Here is a 22,392-nt window from a genome sequence, read left to right on the forward strand (position 1 = left end):
CCCTTCCAAGATGAGATCTCCCTAAGGCCTCGAGCCTTCTTAAGAGCCGTTCAAGACCAGGACGTTGATAGGCTGGGTGTGTAAGCGCTGTGAGGCGTTGAGCTAACCAGTACTAATTGCTCGTGCGGCTTGACTATATAACACCCAAGACAATTGCGGATAACGCGAAATCGCTAAGCTCTTTCTCATCCTTACCCAGTGATCATCAGTTTTGCCTGACGACCATAGCGGTCTGGAACCACCTGATCCCATCCCGAACTCAGAAGTGAAACAGTCCTGCGCCGATGGTAGTGTGGCGTTGCCCATGTGAGAGTAGGTCATCGTCAGGCTCCTAATACCGAAACCCCAGTACAGCAATGTGCTGGGGTTTTTTATTTTGGATCGAGGTCCAACTGTCCACTACCTCGGCCCCCATGTGACCAGCCTGCCAACGGCAGGCGCAGGACGTCGGAGCCTAGCGACACTACGGAGTGCAACCCTTCAGGGCTCCTTCTCTATAAGCTCGACCATGCCAGCAACAATTCGATGTAGCAGGCTCATTTGTTCATCAACCTGGTCTTCTAACTGGGACACATGGTCTTCAAGCTGGGATAGATGGCGCGACTGCCAGACCACCAGCGAGAGCAGCAGTACAACGCTTGCGAAAGAGGCGAAGCTGATCATGCGGAGTTTGGCTCGTTGACTGTGAAGCTCTTCATGAAACTGCTTTTGAAGGGCAGACACGGAGTGTCGCAAGCTGGTCAGTTCCTCGTCATTTTCCTCAAAGGCAACTTCAAGGGTGGACATCCGTCCAAACAGGCTGTTGGCACTTTGTTGGGACACGTCAGCCAACCAAGGGGCAGGGGATGTTGCTGAAAGCTCGGCGGCTGGCTCGGTGAGCGCGGCGGAATCCAGGATGCCGTCCAGAGTACGAAGAAGCTGAGCCCTATCAATCTGTTTGCCGACAACTCCTGCCGCACCCAGTGTTTTGGCTTCCCGCCGATAGCGTTCAGCATTCTGAGAGGTATACATGAATACCGGGATGCCTTTCGTCTCCGGCTGCCCCTTCAGCTTTTTCAGCGCCTCGAAGCCGTTCATGCCGGGAAGGAGGTGGTCCAGAAAGATGATGTCGAACGAGTTCTTTGCCAGCAGAGGGAAGGCCTCTTCCGCTGATGCCACACTGCTCGTGGTGAGATCTGCCCGTTCAAGAAGCCGGGACAGCATAATTCGGGCCGTGGATGAGTCGTCAACAATCAGAGCGTGACCGCGTGACACTATTCATTTCCTCCACCAAATCACGGCAACACCGGAACATCCGTGTTTTGTACTGTAGTTGATAGCACGGGTATCAGCACCAAGGGTGCTGTTTCCTGGGGGGCAGACTAACACCCCCGACCCTGACTTTACACTTGATGGCTCCACCGGTCCCGGGCAAACGCGGGAATGTGTGAGGGAGTTCCTTTTGGCGCTATGAGCGTTCTCCCCTTAGGGTAGCCATATCTCAAAGATGCCGCCCCCAAGCTCGCCACCGTTACGTACGCGGATGAATCCACTTCTATCTCCGTCGCGGTGAAGGCTGGCGACGGAAGATGCGAAGAACAGACCCAGGCTGGTACTGCCGCTGGCGAAGTTGAGTGACCTGAAGCTCACGGGGCCATCTTTCTGCATGTGTTCAGGATACCCCTCCCCATCGTCCTCAATCCCAATGACCAGATACCCATCCTGTTCCCGTGCCGTCAGTCGAACCCGGGTACGGGTATAGCGAATGGCGTTGTTCACTGTGTTATTGAGTACCCCAATCAATAAATCATCATCGAAGTAGCCATTGATATCGTCGGCAACGATGTCATACGCGATATCGTGGCCTGTGAGGAGAGGGCGGTGGCGTGCCAGTTGGCTGGCGAGAAAGTCGGGGACAAAGTGCTCTTCGATGTGCGCTGAGAGGGTTTGTTCGCCGAGTCGATAGATTCCCAACAGCTGAACCAGGTCACTGTGAACTCGTTCTGCCTCATATTGAAGAGTGTTGAAGCTACGGCTGTCCGAAAGGCTTTCCGAGTGCTCGTGACGGAGTTCGTCCAGCGAATTAAGCAGCATACCCAGGGAGTTTTTCATGTCGTGAACGGCTGAAGCGATAACCATGGAAAAGTCGATGGCTTGCTCTTTCGCTTCGGCTCGTCTGTTGTTTGAAACGTTGTCGGTCATGGCTGTAGAGACTCCAGCTTTTTCACCAGCGCCTTGTAGCGAGGGTATTGGCGGTGTTGCTCGGGGAGGTTGGCTACCCTGGCAAGACAAGTCTGGCACTCGGTGAGGCAAGCCTGACGATCGCCCCCGCTGTGGTACTGCTTCATAAGCACCTGAACCAGGTTAAGGTTCAGGGCCGTGTGAGAAGGGACAATGCTTAACGCCCTTCGAAATGCGTCGGCAGCGCCGTCAAGGCTACCTTCTTCAAAGGCCTGGATGCCGGACTTGTTTAGGTTCCGGGCCTCCATTTTCTGGCGGAACCCGACTGGCTCGTCAAAGAGGGCTTCAATTTGCTGAAGAACCTGATTGTCATGCTCAAAGCGTTGGGCCAGTCTGCCCAGAATCGATCTCGCCTTGTCGGCGTGGTTTATTCGGAATAGGGTCCGGGCGTAGTCGAGGCTTACATCGGCCGACAGTTCGTCCAGGTCGGCCAGCTCATTGGCGATTGACGACAGCGCTTGCTCTGCCTCCGTGATCTGTCCTTGGCCAGCGGACAGTCGCGCATCAATCAACTGGCTCCTCACGGAAGCTTCCGGTACATCAGGGAATCGTTGTTGCATCCTGGCGAGCGCGGATCGGGCTTCGTTGGCCTGTGCCTGGCCGGTGTCACTGGTGTCGCCATCACTCAGCTCGCACAGTACCGAACCGAGTGACAGGTAATGGCTGGCCTGGTCATGGATGGAATGAGCACCGAGCTGGACGGTCTTGCGCCAGGCCTGGGATGCCGTCGTCATATCGTGATTGGCTTGGGCTACCGTCGCCAACTGTTTTTGCCGAAGCAGTGCATGGGGAGAGAGTTCCGTGGCCTTTTGCAGGGTCTTCTGGGCGGGAGCCAAACGCCCCTGCTGGGTCTGCGCTTCAGCCAGCAGATCATACCCTTCCATATAGTCGGGATGATCCTCCACCAGCGCTTTCAGTACCTCTATTGCGTCATCAAAGCGTTGATCTGCGAGCAGGACTTTGCCTTTTCCGAGGCGCGCCCAAGACAGGTCCCGTTGTGCCAGAACGTCGGCATAGATCTTTCCCGCATGGCTAAGATCGCCCACCCGTTGATACAGGTCGGCCAGGGTTTTCAGCAGCCAGGTCTTATAGCGGGGAAATCTGGGTATCGATTGCAGGCACAGGGTAATGGCTTCCGGGTAGTTCTCCAGGTCAATGGCCCGGTTGATCGGAAGCAGGGCGCGGCGTTGTTCCACCAGACTGACAAGTCGCTTTTCCAGCATGGCCCGGTTGATTGGCTTGGTGAGGTAGGCGTCCGGCTGGTATTCCCGTGCGCCCATCACCATTTCCTTTGAGGTTTCCGCGGTAACCATCAGGAAAAGAGACGCTCGTTTCAGCAACTTCTTATGCCTCAGCTCCTCAAGAATGTGTTGACCATTCTTGCCTTCGCCGAGGTTGTAGTCACACAGGACAACGTCAAAATGCTCATAGGTGCAGCGCTGTATGGCGGCGGCGGCATTGTTGGCGACGTTAATGTGTTCGGCGCCAAAAGAACGGAGCATCTGGCGCATCGACAGCCGGAAACTTTCGAAGTCATCAATGATGAGGTATCGAAGTTTCTTGAATGGGTTGTCGTGTATGTAGCTTGACGATCCGGTCATGGTCTTCGCTGTTTCAGTAACTTGTTGACCAGCGCTCTTAGAGCCGCTGGTTTAACCGGTTTATATAGAACCTGATAGCCACGGACAAGTGCATCCTCCTTAACCTCTGCCCCCAGGTAACCGGTAATGAGAATGCCTGGCAAGTCTGGCTTCAGGGTGGAGCGGATGGCATCCATGGCATCGAGGCCATTCTTGTCATTGTCCAGCTGGTAGTCCGCCAGGATGATGTCGGGGGCTGTGTTGCCCAGCTTGGATTGGGCGTCTTCAAGGCTTTCTGCGGCCGTCACGCGGCATTCCCAGTTTGTCAGCAACGCCTGCATGCCTTGAAGTATCTTGGCATCGTTATCAATGCAAAGTACGTGCAAGCCCCTGAGCGTAGAGACGCCTCGTGGAGGGGCCTTCTGGCTAGGTTCGGCGGGTTTCTGGACATCGCAGGGCGCGATAGGGACGGTAATGCTGAAAACGCTTCCTTTGCCCTGTATCGAATGCACATTCACCGGATGATCCAGCATTCCGCTGATACGGTCGACAATGGCCAGCCCCAACCCCAAGCCTTTGCTGTCCTGGCCATGCTGCAGTCGCTTGAACTCTTCAAAAATGTGGGCCAGCTGGTCTTCGGGAATGCCGGGGCCGGTATCCCAGACTTCAATTCGCAGGAAGCCCTTCAATCGCCGGCAGCCCAGCAGAATTTTTCCTGTGGGTGTGTAACGAATGGCATTGGACAGTAGGTTCTGGATTACCCGCCTGAGTAATTTGGCGTCTGAACGGACCCAGGCGCTGCTGGTGACGACGTTCAGTTGTAGACCCCGGTCGGCAGCAATGGCTGAGAAGTCCGTGGTCAGATTTCGCAGCATATCGCTGATTGGAAAGCGGCTGATCATCGGTTCCAGGGCGCCGGCATCCAGCTTGGATATATCAAGCAGGGTACTGATGATTTCTTCGGCAGCGCTCAGTGAACTGTCGATATGCTCTACCAATTCCGCTGTTTCCGGGTTATGGGTTTTTCCCGACAACGCTGAGGTAAACAGGCGAGCGGCGTTGAGTGGCTGAAGCAGGTCATGGCTGGCCGATGCAAGAAACCGGGTTTTACTCTGGTTGGCCTGTTCAGCCACCGATTTCGCTTTGAGCATCTGTTCATTAATGACCTGCAGTTCCTGAGTACGCTCCTTGACCCGTTGCTCCAGGTAAATGTTGGTTTCTTTCAGGGCCAACTCGGTACGACGCATGGCGGTAATATCCTGAAATGTGGTCACGTAGCCTCCCCCTGGAATCGGGCTGCCTTCGACCTTGATGACCGTTCCGTCGGGCCTTTCCCGCTCGTAAGAAACCCGCTCGCCGTTGCGCATGCTTTCACTGCGGTTCTCGATAATCTCGTCGATCTTGCGCGCAGGCAGGTTTGAGCTGGTGAGGTTGTAGCGCATCAGCTCCTCAATCGGGCGCCCGACCCGGACAAACCCTCTTGGATAGGAGAATAGTTGCAGGTAACGCTGGTTCCAGACCACCACCTGTTGCTGATGATTGATCACCGCGACGCCCAGGCTGATGTTTTCAATCGCGGACTGTAGCAGTTCCCGGCTGAACGTCATGGCCTGAGAGGCTTCGTCAACAATGCTGACGACGTCCTCGATCTGCATGTCCCGGCCGGTGAGGGTGGACTCCAACACTACCCGGGCGGTGGACGCGCCAATAACTGAGGCCAGTTGCCGCTCAATGTATTTCATGAGATGGGTGGAGGCCGGCCGTTGTGGTGACAACCGAATGGCGTTGCGGCGCTCATAGTTACGAAATAGCGCGTCGGCCTTTTCTTCACCCATGAAACGGTCGGCCAGGGCTTGCAGGTCTGAGGTCAGGATCTCGCCTTCCCAGGCCTGGTGCTGTGGGGTTTCGGCCCGTGGCTGTGGGTCGTGGAAGAACGAAGCAATCTGGATTTTTTCCCGGACCCGCTGCCGGGTGACCAGGGAGAGGAAAACATAGATCGCCGTATTCAGCCCAAGGCTCCAGATAATCCCGTGGCTGATCCGGTCCATCTCCAGTCCCATCAGCGCGGTGGGGCGGGTCCACTCCAGGCCCAGGATGCCGTTCTCAATCAGGTTGACGTTGAGCCAGCCTGTGGACTCAAGCGCAGGAATCAACATGGTGTAAAACCACATCAGGAAGCCAATCAGCAGTCCCCAGAAAGCACCAGTGTGATTTCCGTTACGCCAGAGTGTCCCGCCGACGAGTGCCGGGCCAAACTGCGCTGCAGCGGCGAACGAAAGCAGCCCGAAGGCTGTCAGGCTGTAGTCTGCGCTTGCTAGCCGGTAGAACCCGTAGGCTGTCAACAAGACCCCGACAATGGCGATGCGGCGAATGCTCAACAGCAGGCGGCTGAGGTCGTCGCGCTGATTCATGCGTGGCCTGAAGAATTTCAACAAGGCCGGCATCACAATTTCGTTGCTCACCATGGTTGCGGTCGCAATGGAGCAGACGATAACCATGGCTGCAGCGGCTGAAACCCCGCCAAGGAACGCCAGGATGGCAAGCCAGTGCTCACCAGCAACCACGGGGAGGGTCAGAATCAGTGTGTCCGGGTTACTGCTTTCGGCGCCAGGGGAGAGCAGGCCTGCTGCAGCGATGGGAATGACAAAGGCGCTGGCAATCAGAAGGTAGGCGGGCATGGCCCAGCGCGCCACATTGAAGTCCCGGTGGTCGGTATTCTCAACCACCATGACATGAAACTGTCGGGGCAGGCAGAGAATGGCAAGACTGGCTACCAGGGTTTGGGTGAGGAAAGCGGTGGAGTCAAAGGTGCCTGTCGTGAGCTGGCTGGTGAACCCTGCCAGGGATACCTGGTGAAAAAGGTCACCAAAACCGTCGTAGAGACTGAAGCCGACAAAGAGCCCGACGGCGACAAAGGCGAGGAGTTTGATGAACGACTCAAAGGCGATAGCCTGGATCATGCCCCGGTGGTGCTCGGTGGACTCCAGGTGCCGTGTTCCGAACAGGATCGTGAAGGCGCCCAGAACCAGAGTGACATACCAGGCAGAGTCGGCCCAGGGCAATTGGCGCAATGTATTGTCGGAGAGGTCTGGGCTTGAGAGGACATTGAAGCCCATCGATATGGCTTTCAGCTGGAGTGATATGTAGGGCACGCTGCCAATCAACGCCACCAGGGCAATCAGCGCTGCCAGGGATTGGGATTTTCCGTAGCGAGAGGCAATGAAGTCAGCGATGGAGGTGCTGTTGTTGCGTTTGCTGATATAGATGATGCGCCGGATCAGTGGGGCGCCGAACAGGAATACAAGCAACGGCCCAAGATAAATCGGCAGAAAACCAATGCCTTCCTGCGTGGCCCGTCCCACGGCGCCGTAGAAGGTCCAGGAAGTGAAGTAGACGGCCAGGGACAGGGCGTAGATATTGGTTCGGGCAAAACGCTTACGGTAAAGCCCCGGGTGGCGGTCGCCCGCCCAGGCGATGGCAAACAACAGCGAAATGTACGTGATGGAAATGAGGACTAACAGCCAGCCGCTGAGCATAGTGGAGCGATCTCGTTACCCTGTCAGAAAATACGGAAGCCGGCCAGGGCCGGCAGGTTGTCAGAAGCAGGCTGCGATAAATAGCCGGTCGTCATCGGCAAGCTTTCGAAGCTGCTCTACCTGGGGGTTGCCTTCGTTGTCCAAAGGAATCAGTTCCTGGGTTGCGCAGTTCAGCAAGTGAACCTGCTTGCTTACCGCATCAGTATAGGACTGTTCGAAACGGTACAGGTAAAACATGTGAACATCACGATCGTTCGGTGATGTTTCGATGCTGTTGGTATCGATCACGGTAAATCCGGTCACTTGGGGGACCACGTAGGTCCAGGGGCGTAGGGGATTCTTCAACTGCTCCTGCCCGACGACCAGTGCTTCCGGGGGAAGCTGGGATGTCTTGTGCTCAAACCAGGTGTACTCCCCATGAACCAGGTAACCCAGCATGCCGAGCCCGGCAAACACCGGGATAAGCCACTTTGGGGCTCGTTTGCCTGTGATTGAGCGGATACCAAGTGCAATACCGGCAGCACCCAGGCCGGCAAACACCGTTGCCACAAATGTCCAAAACATAGTGATAACTTCCTTAAAAAAAACGGGCCTCCTCACTGAGGAAGCCCGTTTGGGGTCAGCAACTTATAGAGTGAACTCTAATGGATGCTGCATTATTGCTTAGTGATCGACTGCAGTGCCAGCCCCGCGGGGGTAGCGAACACTTTCGACCAGATCCTGAATTTCCTTAGGCGGTTCCTTGGTCATTGCGGAGACGCCGAAGGCGATCGCAAAGTTGACGACGGCACCGACTGCACCAATAGACAGCGGGGAAATGCCCAGGATCCAGTTGTCCGGGGTATCTGCCAGGTTGTTGGTGCCAGGAATAAAGAGCCAGCCTTTGTACATGAAGATGTACACCAGTGTGAAGATCAGACCGGACAGCATACCGGCTGTTGCTCCCACGTTGTTCACCCGCTTGGAGAAGATACCCATCATCAGGGCAGGGAACAGCGACGCTGCGGCAATACCGAAGGCCAGGGCAACCACCTGAGCCGCAAAGCCCGGCGGATTGGCACCCAGGTAAGTCGCAACCACGATGGCTACACCCATGGATATACGGGCAGCCAGAAGTTCGCCCTTATCCGAAATGCTCGGGTTGAAGCGTCCCTTGATCAAATCGTGACTTACCGCGGACGATATCGCCAGCAACAGGCCTGCTGCGGTGGAGAGCGCGGCGGCGAGACCACCGGCGGCAATCAGGCCGATGACCCAACCTGGCAGGTTGGCAATTTCAGGGTTGGCCAGTACCAGGATGTCCCGGTTCACAGTCAACTCATTGCCATTCCAGCCACGTGCCTGGGCTTCTGTTTCGAAAGCAGGGGTATCGTTGTAGAGCTGGATACGACCGTCTGCGTTTTTATCTTCAAACTTGATCAGCCCCGTGACTTCCCATTCTTTGACCCAGTTTGGACGGTCATCGTACTGGATCGGTTCGGCGCTCGTTCCGTCTGGGTAGATGGTGGTCATCAGGTTCAGACGTGCCATGGAAGCAACAGCCGGCGCAGTCAGGTACAGCAGGGCGATGAAAACCAGGGCCCAGCCGCCAGACCAGCGAGCGTCAGCTACTTTAGGGACGGTGAAGAAACGGATGATGACGTGGGGAAGACCGGCAGTACCGATCATCAGAGACAGCGTGAACAGGACCATGTTCAGTTTGTTATCGACGTCAGCGGTATATTCGTTGAAGCCGAGGTCTGTAATCACCTGGTTGAGTTTGGCCAGAAGCGGAATGCCGGACTCGGTGTGGGTGGAGAACATGCCCAATCCCGGAATCGGGTTACCGGTCAGTTGCAGGGAAATGAACACGGCAGGGATGGTGTACGCCACGATCAGTACGCAGTACTGGGCAACCTGAGTATAGGTGATGCCTTTCATGCCACCCAACACGGCGTACATGAAGACGACGACAGCGGCGATGATCAGGCCCATGGTTGAATCCACTTCCAGGAAGCGGGAGAACGCAACACCGGCTCCAGCCATCTGACCGATAACGTAGGTCACGGACGCTACGATCAGACAGATCACCGCAACCAGGCGGGCATTACTGCTGTAGTAGCGGTCACCGATAAACTCGGGAACCGTGAACTTGCCGAACTTACGCAGGTAGGGAGCCAGCAGCATGGCGAGCAGTACGTATCCCCCGGTCCATCCCATCAGGAAGGTTGAGTTTGCGTACCCACCGGCAGCAATCAGACCGGCCATGGAGATAAAGGATGCGGCTGACATCCAGTCTGCACCGATGGCCATTCCGTTAGTGACGGGGTGAACACCGCCACCGGCCACGTAGAAGTCCTTGGTGCTTCCGGCCTTCGCCCAGATCGCGATGCCGATGTAGAGGAGGAACGAGCCTCCAACGAACATGAGGTTAATGGCAAATTGACTCATTCGTACTTACTCCTCATGCACGCCGAATTTTTCGTCGATCTTGTTCATACGCCAGGCGTAATGGAAGATCAGTACGATAAAGGCCAGGATGGATCCCTGTTGCGCGAACCAGAAACCCAGGTCGGTTCCACCGACATGAATCCCTGCAAGCATGGGGCGAAGGAGAATGGCAAATCCATAGGATACGAGTGCCCAGACAACCAAGCTGCCTATTATTAGGCGAAGATTGGCTTTCCAGTACTGCTCGGAATCGTAGCTATGACCAGACATAACAGTAGTCCTCTCTTGTTGTTGTTAATACCGTTTTTATAGAGTTGTGCTACAGCGGCTAGCGGTTTTTATCTATTGATTATTTTCCACCGTTGACAGTTTCAGACTTTACCGGTCAACCGCCAGATCGGTATTGGCAAAAGGTCTAAACGCCGTAGCAGCGCCGGTTTGCGGGCGTTGACTAGTACTGCTTCATGCGGGAAAGCTTGCGCCAGTGACGCAGTTTTTCGTCAAGTTGGGAGAGTGTGAAGATGCCGTCTTTTAGCGCCTTATTGAGGACGATAAGCGTCAGTTCGGCGGTAACCATCGCATCGGCAGCGGCATGGTGACGGGTACTGGCCTGCAGTCCGAAGTGCTCCGACCAGTGATCGAGACCGCGGCCGCCGGTTTCTGCCTTGGGAAAAAAAGCGGGCAACAACTCGGCGACATCCAGCCAGGCGTGTCCCATGCTATAGCCCAGCTGCTGGCGAAGGGTCTTTTCCAGGAATTTTTTATCAAAGGCCGAGTGGTAGGCCAGTACCGGGTCGCCATCCAGCCATTCAATAAGATGGAGCAAGGCATCTTCGGTTTCGTGGCCTTTGGTGAGCGCCTCAGGGCCAATGCCGTGGATCAGCACGGTTTCCGTGATATCGAGTTCCGGGCGGCGCAGGATCAGGTCGAACTGGTCTCGGAGGTCGATGGCATTGCCGCGAATGGCGACCGCGCCAATAGCAATGACCTGGTCTTTGGCCGGGTTAAGCCCCGTAGTCTCAAGATCCAGAACCACCAGACGAGCCTGTTCCAGCGGTTGCTGCTGCAGTGCCTTCGGCTTAGGCATTTCGCCATGTTCAGGGTGAGACTGACGATAGCGGCTCAGCCAGGTCTTTACAGAATTCAGCATCGGGGCGTCCTACAGTTGGTATGTGACTTCCAGCTTTTGCTGGAGCCGCTGTGCCTGGCGGAAGGACTCCCGCAGAATCCGACGGTCCAATGGGTTCAGGTGGTCGGGGTTGATGTAGTTTGAAAGTGGCTGTTGTTTATCAAGCAAATCCTGGTGAGCTCGCATCCTGATGGCCTGAATCAGGCTGTATGCTTCTTTCCAGGCGTTTGCATCTTTGGTATCGAAAACGCCTTTCTTTGCCAGCTGATCGATCCTCTCAAGTGTATTTGCTGCGCCAACGCCGTGAGCCAGGGCGAACACCCGCACAGACTCCACGAAGGGCGAGAGCCCCTGGCGCTTGAGGTCTAGGGTGTGAGGCTCGCCGTCTGGTGCATAACGGAAGCTCCGGAACATGGTAAGTGGCGGCCGTCGGTTGAGGGCGTTCTCAGCCAGCATCTTTTGGAACAAGGCATTTTTCTGGATGCGGGTGAGCACTTTATCCAGCAACTCCGTCAAGGGCCCCATGGGCCCGTAAACCGCCCGCATATCCAGGAATATGGATGAATACACCAGGTTCTGAGGGGTGGATGCGTCGATGAAGCGGATAAACCAATCGTCCCATTCACGCCCGCTCAGGCATAGCTTGGGGTTGCTGGCCATGATGTTGCCTTTGCAGAGCGTAAAGCCGCATTCGGCCAGGTCCTTGTTAACGGACTCGGCGAAGGGCAGCAGTCTTTCGCGAACCTGATCCTCGGTCATTCCATCCGGCACGGAGAACAGAATGCCATTGTCCTGGTCGGTCAGCAGCGTCTGCTCCTGTCGACCCTCACTGCCGAAGGTCAGCCAGGTAAAGGATATTTCCGGGTCATGGCGCTGGCGGTTCAGCTCCAGCACCCGTCGCACCGTCACATCGTTCAGCGTAGTGATGATCTTGACCACCTGACCCGAATCCGCGCCATGGGCGAGCATGGTGTCCACCAGTCTGGACACATCGCTGCGCAGGCTTACCAGGGTCCGCAGGTGAGTTGCTGTGCCGATGGTGCGCGCCAGGTGAACCAGGTCGACTCGTTGCAATGAAAACAGGTCGCGTTCTGAGACCACGCCAATTAGCCGGTTCTCGCTGTCCTTGATGCAGACGTGTGCAAAATGATGCTCGGCCATCTTCATGGCGGCCTCGAACGCATCGGCGTGGGCAGGAAGGCAGGTGGGCTTGGCAGTCATGACCTGGCTAATGGGGGCTTCCAGCGGGGCGCTGGCCTCTGCCACAAGGGTTCTCAGGTCTCTCAACGTGAAAATGCCGATGGGCTTACGCTCGTCGTCGGTGATGATGATGCTGCCCACGCTGTTTTCATGCATCAACGCCACGGCTTTCCGGATTGGCGTGTCCGGGGAGCAGACAATGGGGTTACGCAAGGCAAAGCGGTCCAGTGGGGCATCCAGGGAGTGGCTGGTGCCGATCGACTCCATGGCTCCGCTGCGAATGTGTTGGTTAACCCGGTCTAGCAGGCTGCTGACGCCGCGCAGGCAGAAGTCCCTGAACGGGTCGCTTTCAGAAAACAGGGTGACAAAACTGTCATGATCCAGGCTTAGACAGAACGTGTCCCCGCTGGCACGGTGTAGGGTCCGGGTGGGGCGTTCACCGATCAGCGCGGCCAGCGGAAAACATTCACCCAGGCTGATTTCGAACGTGGTTTCGGCCTGGCCGTTTTTGGGGTTCGTACGCTCGCCCCTGATCCGGCCCTGCTTGACGATGTAAAAGTCGGTGACGGTGCCATCGTCCGGTGACAGGACTACATCGTTGTCGGCGTAAAAGCGCAGCGCGGCGTGTTCGGCAAAGTGAGCGAGGTGGGCCTCGTCCATGAATGAGAAGGGGGCATGCTCGCGCAGGAATCCCATGATCGCCCGGGTATTCTGCGGATGTTGATTGTCTGGAGAGTGAGTCATGGCCGGATCCATTGTTTTTATGATTGGGGTCCTCGAGCCCCAGTTTAGACCAAGGTCGGCCTGCACTGTCTTGGCCTTTGGTCGTATCGGGGGGCAGTCACCCCTGTTTCTTTATAGCCCCGTTACCCGGTGGTAAAGTGCAGGGGACACAGTATTCTGACCGGTTATTGTCATGACAACGAAAGAAGAGCGAATGACCTTCCTCCAAGAAATGGAAGGTGTACGGAAAATTCGCAAAACAAATCGTGCGGATGTCCGAAAGACCACGGAATTGACGCCCGGCCATTTGGAACGCCAGCGATCAGCGCAGGCTCAACCCCTGGTTGACCGTAACCCATTGACCGCTGATGTGGTGGAGCAACTGACCAGCCATGACGTATTGAGCTGGCAACGACCGGGTGTCCAGCACGGTGTATTTCGCAAGCTGCGATTAGGCCAGTATCCAATTGAGGCCAGATTGGACCTCCACCGCATGACCGTTGAAGATGCCCGGCGAGAGGTGTACCGGTTCATCCGGGACTGTGTGTATTATGGCGTCCGGTCTGCGCTGATCCTTCATGGGAAAGGGGAGCGCAATCCAGACGGTATTGCGCAGCTGAAAAGCTATCTTGCCAAGTGGTTGCCAGAGCTGGATGAGGTGTTGGCATTTCACTCCGCCCAGCGACACCACGGTGGTACCGGTGCGGTTTATGTAATGGTTAGAAAAAGCGAACGGCAGAAGAGCGAAAGCCGTGAGCGTAATACGGGGCGCTGACTGACGGCGGCTTGTGCCTGAGTATGAAAGATTGACCAGAAGATGGAGAAACGTGTGAGAAAAATTCTGATCGTTACCGTAGCGATGCTGGCCCTGGCTGGTTGTAAGGATCGCGTGCTTTGGAATAGTAACGGAGCCTATGACAACGCTGGCAACCAGGAGGTCTGGCAGACCAACGGGCAGGTGAACAATGGCGATAACCGGGTTATCTGGCGGCGTACCAATGGTGAGGATGTGATCAAGTAATTCAGGTCTGCAACGCCGGGTCGTGCATTCGGTGCATAAAAATACCAAGAACAAGCTGAGGGAGAAAATCCATGGCCATAAGCCTGATGGTAAACGGGCAGTCTCGTTCGTTTGAGATCGAGGCAGACACCCCGCTGTTGTGGGTTATCCGCGACGAACTGGGTCTCAAAGGTACGAAGTTTGGGTGCGGGGCAGCCTTATGTGGTGCCTGCACGGTGCATTTGAACGGTACCCCCATACGGTCGTGCTCCACCCCCGTCAGTGCTGTGGAAGGCCAGGAGATAACCACCATTGAGGGCATCAGTGGTTCCACCACGTTGCACAAGTTGCAGCAGGCCTGGGTTGATCATGGTGTGCCCCAGTGTGGTTACTGCCAGTCAGGTCAGTTGATGACCGCCGCTCACCTGTTGTCTTACAACGCGGCCCCGACCGAAGATGAAATCGCTGCGGCCATGAGCGGCAATATTTGCCGTTGTGGCACCTACAGCAACATGGTCGCTGCCATCCAGTCCGTTGCTGGCTCGCAGGGAGAGGCATGACATGACCATGAACCGACGTGATTTCCTGAAAGTTGCAACGGCCAGCTCTGGTGGCCTGTTGGTGTCCCTGAACCTTGCCGCCTGTGCCGGAACACCCACGGGATTCAGCGAAGACAGTGGCAGCTGGCAGCCAGACGCCTGGCTTGAGCTGAGCCAGGACAACCAGGTGTACTTCACGCTCGCCCGCGTCGAAATGGGGCAAGGCGCTTACACCGGGCTGACTACGCTGATTGCCGAGGAGCTGGGGGTTGCTCCTGAGCACATTCAGGTGCGCTTCTCACCCGTAGGTAAGGACTACATCAACCCGGCTATCGGATTACAGATGACCGGTGGCAGTACCAGTCTCGCCACCAGTTGGCAGCCCTTGCGGGTAGCCGGTGCCAGCGCCAGGGAGATGCTGGTGAGTGCCGCCGCCCGGGTCTGGAAGGTTGCTCCTGGCGATTGTTCGGTCAGCAATGGGCAGGTGCTGCACCCCAATGGTAGTGATGCCCTGAAGTTTGGTCAGCTGGTTGAGCTGGCGGCCAAAGAAACGGTTCCCGACGAGCCAGCACTCAAGCCGGCAGAAGAGTGGCAATACATTGGCAAGAGTCGCGGCCGCCTGGATGCAATGGCCAAATCAACCGGCACCGCCCAGTATGGTATTGATGTTGAGTTGCCTGGCATGGTTTACGCCGTGGTGACGAGGCCGCCCCGTTACGGTGCCAAGTTGGCATCGTTTGACGCGACACAGGCACTGGCTATGCCTGGGGTGCTGGATGTGTTTGCCATCGACCGTGGTGTTGCCCTGGTCGCTGACAAGTATTGGCGTGCCCGCAAAGCACAGCAAACGCTGAAGATCGAATGGAACAATGAGGAGGCGCTGGCTGTATCCAATGCCTCGGTTATGGAGTTTTATCGCAAGGCTGCTGAGGAAGACCCCGGCGTTAACGAGCGTGAGGAGGGGGATCCTGAAGGGGCTATCGAATCGGCTACTCGGGTTGTGGAAGTTGCCTACGAACAACCATACCTGGCCCATGCTGCCATGGAGCCGATGAATGCAACGGCGGTGTACCATGGCGACCGGATGGAGGTGTGGGCCCCGACCCAGGCGCCTGACCTGGGGCGTATCGCCGTTGCCCGGGTAACCGACCTGTCTCCTGGCGATGTGGATATTCATACAACATTCATGGGTGGCGGTTTTGGCCGACGGCTGACCCAGGACTTCATCGAAGAAGCTGCGGCGGTGGCCTATCAGGTCCGGAAGCCCGTTAAGCTGATCTGGTCCCGGGAAGAAGACACCCGTCACGGGCTCTATCGCCCGGCAATGCTGCATCGTATGAAAGCGAGCATCTCCGGTGACCAGTTAACAGGCTGGCACCACCAGATTGTTGGTCCCCAGATTCTGGATTGGTATGTGCGCAATGCGGCACCAGCCCAGTACCCCTGGGCCCCCAAGTTCCTCTACGACACCTTGGGTAAAGTTGGCCTTATGGCGGAAGGCATGGCCACGCCCAAGGACGTGTCGGCCATTGAAGGTGCGGTCGATTACCCCTATCAGGTTCCCAACATTGAGGTTCGGCATACCCATGTTGACCCCGGTGTGCCGATCACCTGGTGGCGCTCGGTTGGCTATTCTCACAATGGTTTCGCAGTAGAGACCTTCATGGATGAACTGGCCCATGAGTTGGGTCAGGATCCTTATCAGTTCCGTCGTGGGCTCCTTCAAAATGAGCCTCGCCACCTTGCGGTACTCGAGCGGGCTGCCGAGCTGGGCAACTGGTCAGCGCCAGTGCCGGAAGGGCGTGCCCGAGGCATTGCCGTGCACCGGAGCTTTGGGACCTATGTCGCCCAGGTGGTTGAAGCAAGTATTGAAGGCGGCAACATACGGGTTCACCGGGTTGCCTGTGCCGTTGACTGTGGTGAGGTCGTCAACCCCGATATCGTCAAGGACCAGATCGAAAGCGGCGTGATCTTTGGTATTACGGCCGCGCTCTATGGCAACGTGACGTTCGAGAATGGCGCGGTCAAGGAAAGCAACTTCCATGACTACCAGGTGTTAAGGAATCACCAGCGTCCTGAGGTCGAAGTGGCCATCATCGAGAGTCGCGAAATGCCGACAGGCGTTGGTGAGCCCGGTGTACCGCCGGTTATCCCGGCTCTGGGCAACGCGCTTTTCGCATTGACGGGGCAACGTCAGCGTGCGCTGCCGTTGAAGGCGTAATCGGGTGGTTGGATGCCCGCATCAGGCGGTGCTGTCGTCCATTCAGCAGTGGCTTGATGACGGCCAGCGGGTCTGGCTCAGTACCATTGTCCAGACCTGGGGCTCGTCACCCAGGCCCGCAGGGTCATGGTTGGCGGTGAATGAGTCAGGCCATTGGAGTGGCTCCGTCTCTGGCGGATGCCTGGAAGAGGATCTTCTGGCTCGCTGTGTTGAGCAGCGGCCAGAGGCGCCCGCGCTGCTGGATTATGGGGTGACCGATAACGACAGGGCGGCGTTTCAGCTGCCCTGCGGCGGTCGCATCCGCCTTTACGTTGAACCCCTGTTTCCAGGCCGCCACCAGGCCCATATCCGGGAGCTGCTGGCGGCGATGGAGGCGCGTAAGCCGGTATACCGGAGGATTGAGCTGGCCACCGGCGATGTGAGTTTGGGGGGAAGTGACACCAGGGAAACTGGCGAAACCCTGGGCCGTGGTGACCGCAGCCGGATTGTCGAGGACGAAGGGCATCTGCTCCACGCCTTGACGCCCGCCTGTAAACTCCTGCTGGTGGGCGCCGGGGAGGTTGCCCGTTATGTGTCATCCTTCGCTTTGGCGGCCGGGTTTGATGTGACCCTGTGTGAACCGCGGGAGGCCTTTTCACGGGGCTGGCAGGGTGAAGTTCCTCTGGTGAGGGCTTTGCCTGACGATCTGGTCAATGAACGCTTCAGTGACACCTGGAGTGGTGTGCTGGCACTGGCCCATGATCCCCGGGTTGATGATATGGCCCTGCTGGCCGCACTTAATAGTGATGCCTTTTATGTAGGGGCCATGGGGTCGGTACAAACGTCCCGAGCGCGGCGCGAACGGCTGGCTTCGCTGGGGCTTGGCGAATCCCAGTTGGCGCGTCTTCATGCCCCTATTGGTGTGAAAATTCCCAGTAAGACGCCGGCAGAAATTGCGATCGCCATTGTTGCCGATCTGATTCAGGCCCGGTGGGATATGCTGGCGTCGAAGCCCGCTTTATAATGGTCGGACTTATTCCGAATCATTCAGGGGACTCCCTTTGCCTGACTCCATGCCGTTTGATGTCACCCGCTACGCCAAGGCCGCTCAGTCCATAGTGGACGCAGGGCGTTTCCTGTACGCGCAGGGCTGGTCGCCAGCCACCAGCAGCAACTATTCCGAACGTATCGACTCACAGCACGTTGCCATTACCGTATCAGGGCGCCATAAAGGCCAGCTGGGAGCCGGCGATGTGATGGTGGTTGACCTTGCGGGGCGGCCAGTGCAGAGCCGGTGCCGCTCATCCGCTGAGACCCTGTTGCACACGGTCGTTTACGACCTGTTGCCGGACGTCGGCGCGGTATTGCACACCCATTCGGTCAAGGCGACAGTGCTGAGCCGTCTGTTACCTGGGTCTGAACCGTTGGTGTTGTCCGGTTATGAGCTGCAAAAGGCGTTTCCCGGGTTTGAAACCCATGAGTCCGAGCTGACTGTCCCGGTTTTCGAGAATACCCAGGATATGGATGAGCTGTCCGCCAAGGTGCGGCAGTGGCTGGAGGCAAACCCGGCGCAACCGGGCTATCTGATTCGGGGGCACGGTCTGTATACCTGGGGGGCGACCATGGCAGACTGCCTGCGCCATGTGGAAGCCTTCGAGTTTCTTTTTGAATGTGAACTGGAAACCATGAGAATTCGCTGATGACTACCCTGAGTATTTTTAACCAGAATGAGCCCCAAACTGCCCTGAGTGTGACCAATGACGCCGGAGAAATTCAGCGTCTGCTGGCGGAACAGGGGATTCGCTTTGAGCAGTGGTCGACGCGGGACCTGCCTGCGGATGCTTCCCAGGATGAGATTCTGGAGGCCTATGCCAACGAAGTGAGCCGATTGAAGTCGGAATGTGGTTTCCAGACAGCGGATGTGGTTAGCCTGAACCCGGATCACCCGGATAAGGATGCATTCCGTAAGAAGTTCCTCGACGAACATACCCACAGCGAAGACGAGGTTCGTTTCTTTGTGCGTGGGCAGGGGCTGTTCTACCTGCACCTGGGGGAGTTGGTCTATGCTGTGCTGTGTCAGCGAAATGACCTGATCAGCGTGCCGGATGGTACTCGTCACTGGTTCGACATGGGGCCGGAACCAGAGTTCACCTGCATTCGCCTGTTTTCCAACCCGGACGGTTGGGTGGCGGAGTTCACCGGAGAGGCCATTGCCAGTGAGTTGCCTCAATACGAGTCACTGGCGGGAGTTGCCTGATGATTCGGGTCATTCTTACCGATATTGAAGGAACCACCAGTTCCATTCGTTTTGTCCACGAAGTGCTGTTCCCGTACTCTGCAGAGCATATGGCGGAATTTGTCCGGGAGTACCATGACGATGACGTTGAGGTACGTGAGCAGTTGAAAGCCATCTCCGATAGCACGGGCGTGGCTATGGATGATGTAGATGGCTTGGTTGAAGTGCTCCAGCAATGGATCAAGGATGACCGCAAGGAAACGCCTCTCAAGGCGTTGCAGGGTATGTTATGGGAGCAGGGTTACCAGCATGGGCATTTCCACGGCCATGTGTACCCGGATGCCGCACACTACCTGAAGGTTTGGAGTGAGCGGGGGCTGCGTCTCTACGTCTACTCCTCCGGGTCAGTGAAAGCTCAAAAGCTGATTTTCGGATTCAGTGAGGAAGGGGATCTGACGCCTTGCTTCAGTGGTTATTTCGATACGCGGGTTGGCGCCAAGCGTGAGCCGGAAGCCTATCAGGCCATTATCGAAGAACTGGGTGTTGACCCAAAGACGGTGTTGTTCCTTTCTGACGTGGAAGCCGAGCTGGAAGCAGCCGAAGCGGTCGGTATTCGTACCGCATGGCTGGTCCGGGAAGGGGAAGCCCCAGAGGGTGGCCGCCCTGCCATGAGCAACTTTGACGACGTTGATACCTTGCTCCGGGAGTGTTTTCCTCTGTAAGGAAAGGTGATGGAGGTTGTCATGCTGACTATGCTGCGAACCCTGACGTCCGTCCTGGTCGCGGTCAGCATGGTTCTGCTCAGCGGCTGTAATCCGTTTTCCGAGGCTCAGCCGATGATGGATGAATACGTCGAGCGGGTGGCCCGGGTTCTGGAGCTGAACTATGAGCTGGATCCCGTCACCATCGGGCAGCAGATCCCGCGCCGACGTTACCGTCGCCTGGACCTGCCCGAGCAGGACATCAACATGCTGGATTTCCTGTCACTCTACGGCTGCGATCTGCAGTATGTCGTGGGTGAAAGAAATTCGGTAATGGGGAAAGTCATGCAGCCCCTCAACCGCTTGCGTTACGAGCAGCGGTTCATCGTCGCCGCGCGAGCGTGTTTACCTGAGATTGAGGCGGAAGATCTTCAGGTGGCGGTGCAGGCGGCCATCGATAGCAAAATTGCCAACCTACCACTGGCGTACTGGAATGCCAGTTGGGGCACTGAGGGAATGGAGTCCCTGGTGACGTTTGCCAAGGGGCCTTTGCCGGTTGACGCCGAACCCGATGCCATGGCCCAACTCGTCAGTGACCTGAACCTGGTGGCTGAGCGCCTGGAAACTATCCAGGATGGCGATTACCTCCAGCCTCTGGATGATTTGGGCGAGGTGCACCAGCGCTGGCAGAACACCCACTCGGTAGGCCAGCTCATTGTCAGTGCCTACCTCCTGATCCACCGCCTTGATGATGCGAGTCAGCTGATTGATCAGCGGGTTGACGGACAGCCGTTGTGCTTTCAGGGCAAAGCCGGAAGTCAGGCGAAGCTGGCGCAAGGGGTGCTGTTCAATGTCTATGGCAAGGAAGTTCAGCCCTACCTGGCCCGGGTACAGCGCTTTCGGGATGCGGTGATACCGGCGATGGCGAGGTTGGCGGACATGCAGTCACCGGTGATGCCTCAGGAAGTTCGCAACTGGTACCAGCGGTATCTGATCGTTGATCAGCCGGGCAGCCTCTGGGGAGACCTGGACGCGGCCATGGCGCGTCATACCAGAAGCTGGCAGACCCTGATGCAGCAGTGCGGTTTGATGCCGGCTAGCGCTGACTTTCAGGGGTAACCCTCAGGATTTCCTCAATGGTGGTCTGGCCTGATGCGACCTTCTGGGCGCCGCTCAGGCGCAGGGATTTCATGCCTTCCCGGTACGCTTTCACCCGGATCTGCTCCAGCTCACAGTGTTCGGTAATCTGGCTGGCCAGTTTGTTGTTCAGTGGCAGAATCTCGTACACCCCAATGCGCCCCATATAGCCAGTATTGCGGCACTCAAGGCAGCCCACCGGGTGGTAGATCTGCTTGGGTGCTGGTGCCTTCCATGGGCGGGTCAGGCTGTTCCATGCCTGCTCGTCCACTGGCCCTGGCTGCTTGCAGTGGGGGCAGAGGTTGCGAACCAGGCGCTGGGCCATGATGCCAAGTACGGTTGCACGGATGAGATAGGGCGGTATGCCCAACTCCAGCAAACGGGTAATCGCGCTGGGTGCGTCGTTGGTATGCAGAGACGAGACTACCAGGTGACCCGTCAAGGCTGCCTGGACGGCCATTTCCGCCGTCTCCAGGTCACGGATCTCCCCGATCATGATGATGTCCGGGTCTTGGCGGAGGAGGGCGCGAACACCGGACGCGAAGGAAAGCTCAATGTTGTGTTGCACCTGCATCTGGTTGAACATCGGCTCAACCATCTCGATCGGGTCTTCGATGGTGCAGATATTGACTTCCGGTGATGCCAGCTGCTTCAACGTTGAATACAGCGTTGTGGTCTTACCGGAGCCGGTTGGGCCCGTCACCAGGACAATGCCGTGGGGGTGGCTGGTGATCGTTTGCCAGCGCTCCTGATCGTCTTTTGAAAACCCCAGCTGCTCGAATGACTGCAGTAGAACATCGGGATCAAAGATGCGGAGCACCATCTTCTCGCCAAAGGCCGTTGGCATGGTGGCCAGACGCAGCTCGATTTCGCTGTTATCGGGTTTGCGGGTCTTGATCCGGCCGTCCTGTGGGCGACGCTTCTCGGCGACGTTGAGCCGGCCGAGGATTTTGAGGCGGCTGGTGACGGCAACGCCTACCTGGTCAGGAAATTCATACACATTGTGAAGTACCCCGTCGATCCGGAAGCGAACCTGGGTAATGGCCCGGCGCGGTTCGATATGAATGTCGCTGGCACGCTGGTCAAACGCATACTGCAGCAGCCAGTCAACGATACGAACCACATGCTGGTCGTTGGCGTCCGGGTTTTCGTTGCCCCCCAGATCCAGCAGCTGCTCAAAATTCTGGGCACCGTTGGTCGCGCCCTGGCCACTACTGGCTTTACTGACAGAACTTGCAAGCTGGTAGAACTCCACCGTATACCGGCGCAGGTCTTCCGGGTTGGCAACGACCCGCGTGATGTCCTTTTGCAGGACATGGCGGAGGTTGCTTTCCCAGTCACCCTTGAACGGCTCCGCGCTGGCGATCAGCACTTCGGCCGGGTGGATTTCCAGGGCAAGGATCTTGTGCCTTTGGGCGAACGCGTAGGACATCACCCGGGCAATAGCCGGAGTGTCAATTTTCAACGGATCAATGTGGTAATAAGGCTGGCCTGACCAGTCGGCCAGCCACTGGGTCAGTGACTCCAGCGTCAATGCCTTGCCCGATACCAGGCTTTTCAGGCCAGCCTTGGCGACCAGTTCCAGCGGGTGGTGGGCAGAGAGGTCTGCCCCCAGATTGGCCGTCAGCACCTGCTCGGCATCGTCCTGGTTGATTTCGCGGCTGCTCACCAAAGCGGAGCAGACATCGCGAAGGCTGAGTTCAGAGCGATGGGGGGCGGGAGGAAAGCTGTCGGCCATGGCAGGGTCCTGTTATCCGGTGC

The 22,392-nt window shown here is 57.1% G+C and carries 19 protein-coding genes and 2 rRNA genes; 11 read left to right on the forward strand and 10 right to left on the reverse strand.

Annotated features, from left to right (window positions below; translation table 11 throughout):
• Both BMZ67_RS12830 and rrf read left to right on the forward strand, forming a co-directional pair.
• Nucleotides 1–137: ribosomal RNA gene (locus tag BMZ67_RS12830) — 23S ribosomal RNA — on the forward strand; the annotation flags it as partial.
• Nucleotides 138–214: 77 nt separating this feature from the next.
• Nucleotides 215–329 (forward strand): 5S ribosomal RNA (gene rrf / locus BMZ67_RS12835).
• Nucleotides 330–480: 151 nt separating this feature from the next.
• On the opposite strand, the gene BMZ67_RS12840 is transcribed toward rrf, so the two are convergent.
• The 9 genes from BMZ67_RS12840 to BMZ67_RS12880 form a co-directional block, all read right to left on the reverse strand.
• Nucleotides 481–1,254 (reverse strand): response regulator, encoded by a 774-nt coding sequence (locus tag BMZ67_RS12840; protein ID WP_092023302.1) that lies wholly within the window; start codon nt 1,252–1,254, stop codon nt 481–483.
• Nucleotides 1,255–1,464: 210 nt separating this feature from the next.
• Nucleotides 1,465–2,181 (reverse strand): sensor histidine kinase, encoded by a 717-nt coding sequence (locus tag BMZ67_RS12845; RefSeq protein WP_092023304.1) that lies wholly within the window; start codon nt 2,179–2,181, stop codon nt 1,465–1,467.
• A complete protein-coding gene (locus tag BMZ67_RS12850; protein ID WP_092023306.1) occupies nt 2,178–3,821 on the reverse strand; it encodes a response regulator in 1,644 nt (547 codons plus the stop codon). Before BMZ67_RS12850 ends, BMZ67_RS12845 begins: the two co-directional genes overlap by 4 nt.
• Complete coding sequence (locus BMZ67_RS12855) at nt 3,818–7,336, reverse strand: hybrid sensor histidine kinase/response regulator (RefSeq protein WP_092023308.1); 3,519 nt, start codon at nt 7,334–7,336, stop codon at nt 3,818–3,820. Before BMZ67_RS12855 ends, BMZ67_RS12850 begins: the two co-directional genes overlap by 4 nt.
• 60 nt (nt 7,337–7,396) lie before the next feature.
• Complete coding sequence (locus tag BMZ67_RS12860; protein ID WP_092023310.1) at nt 7,397–7,900, reverse strand: hypothetical protein; 504 nt, start codon at nt 7,898–7,900, stop codon at nt 7,397–7,399.
• 99 nt (nt 7,901–7,999) lie between these two features.
• Nucleotides 8,000–9,766, reverse strand: a complete 1,767-nt coding sequence (locus tag BMZ67_RS12865; RefSeq protein WP_092023312.1) for a sodium:solute symporter family protein — start codon at nt 9,764–9,766, stop codon at nt 8,000–8,002.
• Nucleotides 9,767–9,772: 6 nt separating this feature from the next.
• Nucleotides 9,773–10,036 (reverse strand): DUF4212 domain-containing protein, encoded by a 264-nt coding sequence (locus BMZ67_RS12870; RefSeq protein WP_092023314.1) that lies wholly within the window; start codon nt 10,034–10,036, stop codon nt 9,773–9,775.
• 181 nt (nt 10,037–10,217) lie between these two features.
• Complete coding sequence (locus BMZ67_RS12875) at nt 10,218–10,916, reverse strand: 3'-5' exonuclease (RefSeq protein ID WP_092023316.1); 699 nt, start codon at nt 10,914–10,916, stop codon at nt 10,218–10,220.
• Nucleotides 10,917–10,925: 9 nt separating this feature from the next.
• Nucleotides 10,926–12,839, reverse strand: a complete 1,914-nt coding sequence (locus BMZ67_RS12880) for a putative nucleotidyltransferase substrate binding domain-containing protein (RefSeq protein ID WP_092023318.1) — start codon at nt 12,837–12,839, stop codon at nt 10,926–10,928.
• A gap of 172 nt (nt 12,840–13,011) precedes the next feature.
• On the opposite strand from BMZ67_RS12880, the gene smrA reads away from it, so the two are divergent.
• The 9 genes from smrA (at nt 13,012) to BMZ67_RS12925 (ending at nt 20,613) form a co-directional block, all read left to right on the forward strand.
• Entirely contained in the window at nt 13,012–13,593 is a 582-nt protein-coding gene (gene smrA / locus BMZ67_RS12885) for a DNA endonuclease SmrA (protein WP_092023320.1), read from the forward strand.
• Nucleotides 13,594–13,647: 54 nt separating this feature from the next.
• The gene (locus BMZ67_RS12890) at nt 13,648–13,839 is read left to right on the forward strand and encodes a membrane lipoprotein lipid attachment site-containing protein (RefSeq protein WP_245749972.1); all 192 of its coding nucleotides are present in this window, start codon (nt 13,648–13,650) and stop codon (nt 13,837–13,839) included.
• Nucleotides 13,840–13,910: 71 nt separating this feature from the next.
• Nucleotides 13,911–14,378: a (2Fe-2S)-binding protein gene (locus tag BMZ67_RS12895; RefSeq protein WP_092023324.1), complete on the forward strand. Its 468-nt coding sequence runs from the start codon at nt 13,911–13,913 to the stop codon at nt 14,376–14,378.
• Between the two features lies 1 nt (nt 14,379).
• Nucleotides 14,380–16,578 carry a xanthine dehydrogenase family protein molybdopterin-binding subunit gene (locus BMZ67_RS12900; RefSeq protein WP_092023326.1) on the forward strand — a complete coding sequence of 733 codons (2,199 nt, stop codon included), beginning with the start codon at nt 14,380–14,382 and terminating at the stop codon, nt 16,576–16,578.
• Between the two features lie 4 nt (nt 16,579–16,582).
• A complete protein-coding gene (locus BMZ67_RS12905) occupies nt 16,583–17,581 on the forward strand; it encodes an XdhC family protein (RefSeq protein ID WP_245749973.1) in 999 nt (332 codons plus the stop codon).
• Between the two features lie 49 nt (nt 17,582–17,630).
• Complete coding sequence (locus BMZ67_RS12910) at nt 17,631–18,257, forward strand: methylthioribulose 1-phosphate dehydratase (protein WP_092023328.1); 627 nt, start codon at nt 17,631–17,633, stop codon at nt 18,255–18,257.
• Nucleotides 18,257–18,814: a 1,2-dihydroxy-3-keto-5-methylthiopentene dioxygenase gene (locus BMZ67_RS12915; protein WP_092023330.1), complete on the forward strand. Its 558-nt coding sequence runs from the start codon at nt 18,257–18,259 to the stop codon at nt 18,812–18,814. The genes BMZ67_RS12910 and BMZ67_RS12915 overlap by 1 nt, the downstream gene beginning before the upstream one ends.
• Nucleotides 18,814–19,515, forward strand: coding sequence for an acireductone synthase (gene mtnC / locus BMZ67_RS12920; RefSeq protein WP_092023332.1), 702 nt, complete (start codon nt 18,814–18,816; stop codon nt 19,513–19,515). Before BMZ67_RS12915 ends, mtnC begins: the two co-directional genes overlap by 1 nt.
• A gap of 21 nt (nt 19,516–19,536) precedes the next feature.
• Nucleotides 19,537–20,613: a DUF3080 family protein gene (locus BMZ67_RS12925; protein WP_245749974.1), complete on the forward strand. Its 1,077-nt coding sequence runs from the start codon at nt 19,537–19,539 to the stop codon at nt 20,611–20,613.
• On the opposite strand, the gene tfpB is transcribed toward BMZ67_RS12925, so the two are convergent.
• The gene (gene tfpB / locus BMZ67_RS12930; RefSeq protein WP_092023334.1) at nt 20,591–22,369 is read right to left on the reverse strand and encodes a type IV pilus assembly ATPase TfpB; all 1,779 of its coding nucleotides are present in this window, start codon (nt 22,367–22,369) and stop codon (nt 20,591–20,593) included. The two genes, BMZ67_RS12925 and tfpB, sit on opposite strands and share 23 nt — an antisense overlap.
• Nucleotides 22,370–22,392 lie beyond the last annotated feature (23 nt).

The organism is Marinobacter zhejiangensis, assembly GCF_900114775.1.
GTDB lineage: Bacteria > Pseudomonadota > Gammaproteobacteria > Pseudomonadales > Oleiphilaceae > Marinobacter > Marinobacter zhejiangensis.

Bases quoted from the DNA above. Each gene is read 5' to 3' on its own strand.
- BMZ67_RS12845 (WP_092023304.1), bottom strand. From the start codon at position 2,181: ATGACCGACAACGTTTCAAACAACAGACGAGCCGAAGCGAAAGAGCAA.
- BMZ67_RS12850 (WP_092023306.1), bottom strand. From the start codon at position 3,821: ATGACCGGATCGTCAAGCTACATACACGACAACCCATTCAAGAAACTT.
- BMZ67_RS12855 (WP_092023308.1), bottom strand. From the start codon at position 7,336: ATGCTCAGCGGCTGGCTGTTAGTCCTCATTTCCATCACGTACATTTCG.
- BMZ67_RS12860 (WP_092023310.1), bottom strand. From the start codon at position 7,900: ATGTTTTGGACATTTGTGGCAACGGTGTTTGCCGGCCTGGGTGCTGCC.
- BMZ67_RS12865 (WP_092023312.1), bottom strand. From the start codon at position 9,766: ATGAGTCAATTTGCCATTAACCTCATGTTCGTTGGAGGCTCGTTCCTC.
- BMZ67_RS12870 (WP_092023314.1), bottom strand. From the start codon at position 10,036: ATGTCTGGTCATAGCTACGATTCCGAGCAGTACTGGAAAGCCAATCTT.
- BMZ67_RS12875 (WP_092023316.1), bottom strand. From the start codon at position 10,916: ATGCTGAATTCTGTAAAGACCTGGCTGAGCCGCTATCGTCAGTCTCAC.
- BMZ67_RS12880 (WP_092023318.1), bottom strand. From the start codon at position 12,839: ATGACTCACTCTCCAGACAATCAACATCCGCAGAATACCCGGGCGATC.
- smrA (WP_092023320.1), top strand. From the start codon at position 13,012: ATGACAACGAAAGAAGAGCGAATGACCTTCCTCCAAGAAATGGAAGGT.
- BMZ67_RS12895 (WP_092023324.1), top strand. From the start codon at position 13,911: ATGGCCATAAGCCTGATGGTAAACGGGCAGTCTCGTTCGTTTGAGATC.
- BMZ67_RS12900 (WP_092023326.1), top strand. From the start codon at position 14,380: ATGACCATGAACCGACGTGATTTCCTGAAAGTTGCAACGGCCAGCTCT.
- BMZ67_RS12910 (WP_092023328.1), top strand. From the start codon at position 17,631: ATGCCGTTTGATGTCACCCGCTACGCCAAGGCCGCTCAGTCCATAGTG.
- BMZ67_RS12915 (WP_092023330.1), top strand. From the start codon at position 18,257: ATGACTACCCTGAGTATTTTTAACCAGAATGAGCCCCAAACTGCCCTG.
- mtnC (WP_092023332.1), top strand. From the start codon at position 18,814: ATGATTCGGGTCATTCTTACCGATATTGAAGGAACCACCAGTTCCATT.
- BMZ67_RS12925 (WP_245749974.1), top strand. From the start codon at position 19,537: ATGCTGACTATGCTGCGAACCCTGACGTCCGTCCTGGTCGCGGTCAGC.
- tfpB (WP_092023334.1), bottom strand. From the start codon at position 22,369: ATGGCCGACAGCTTTCCTCCCGCCCCCCATCGCTCTGAACTCAGCCTT.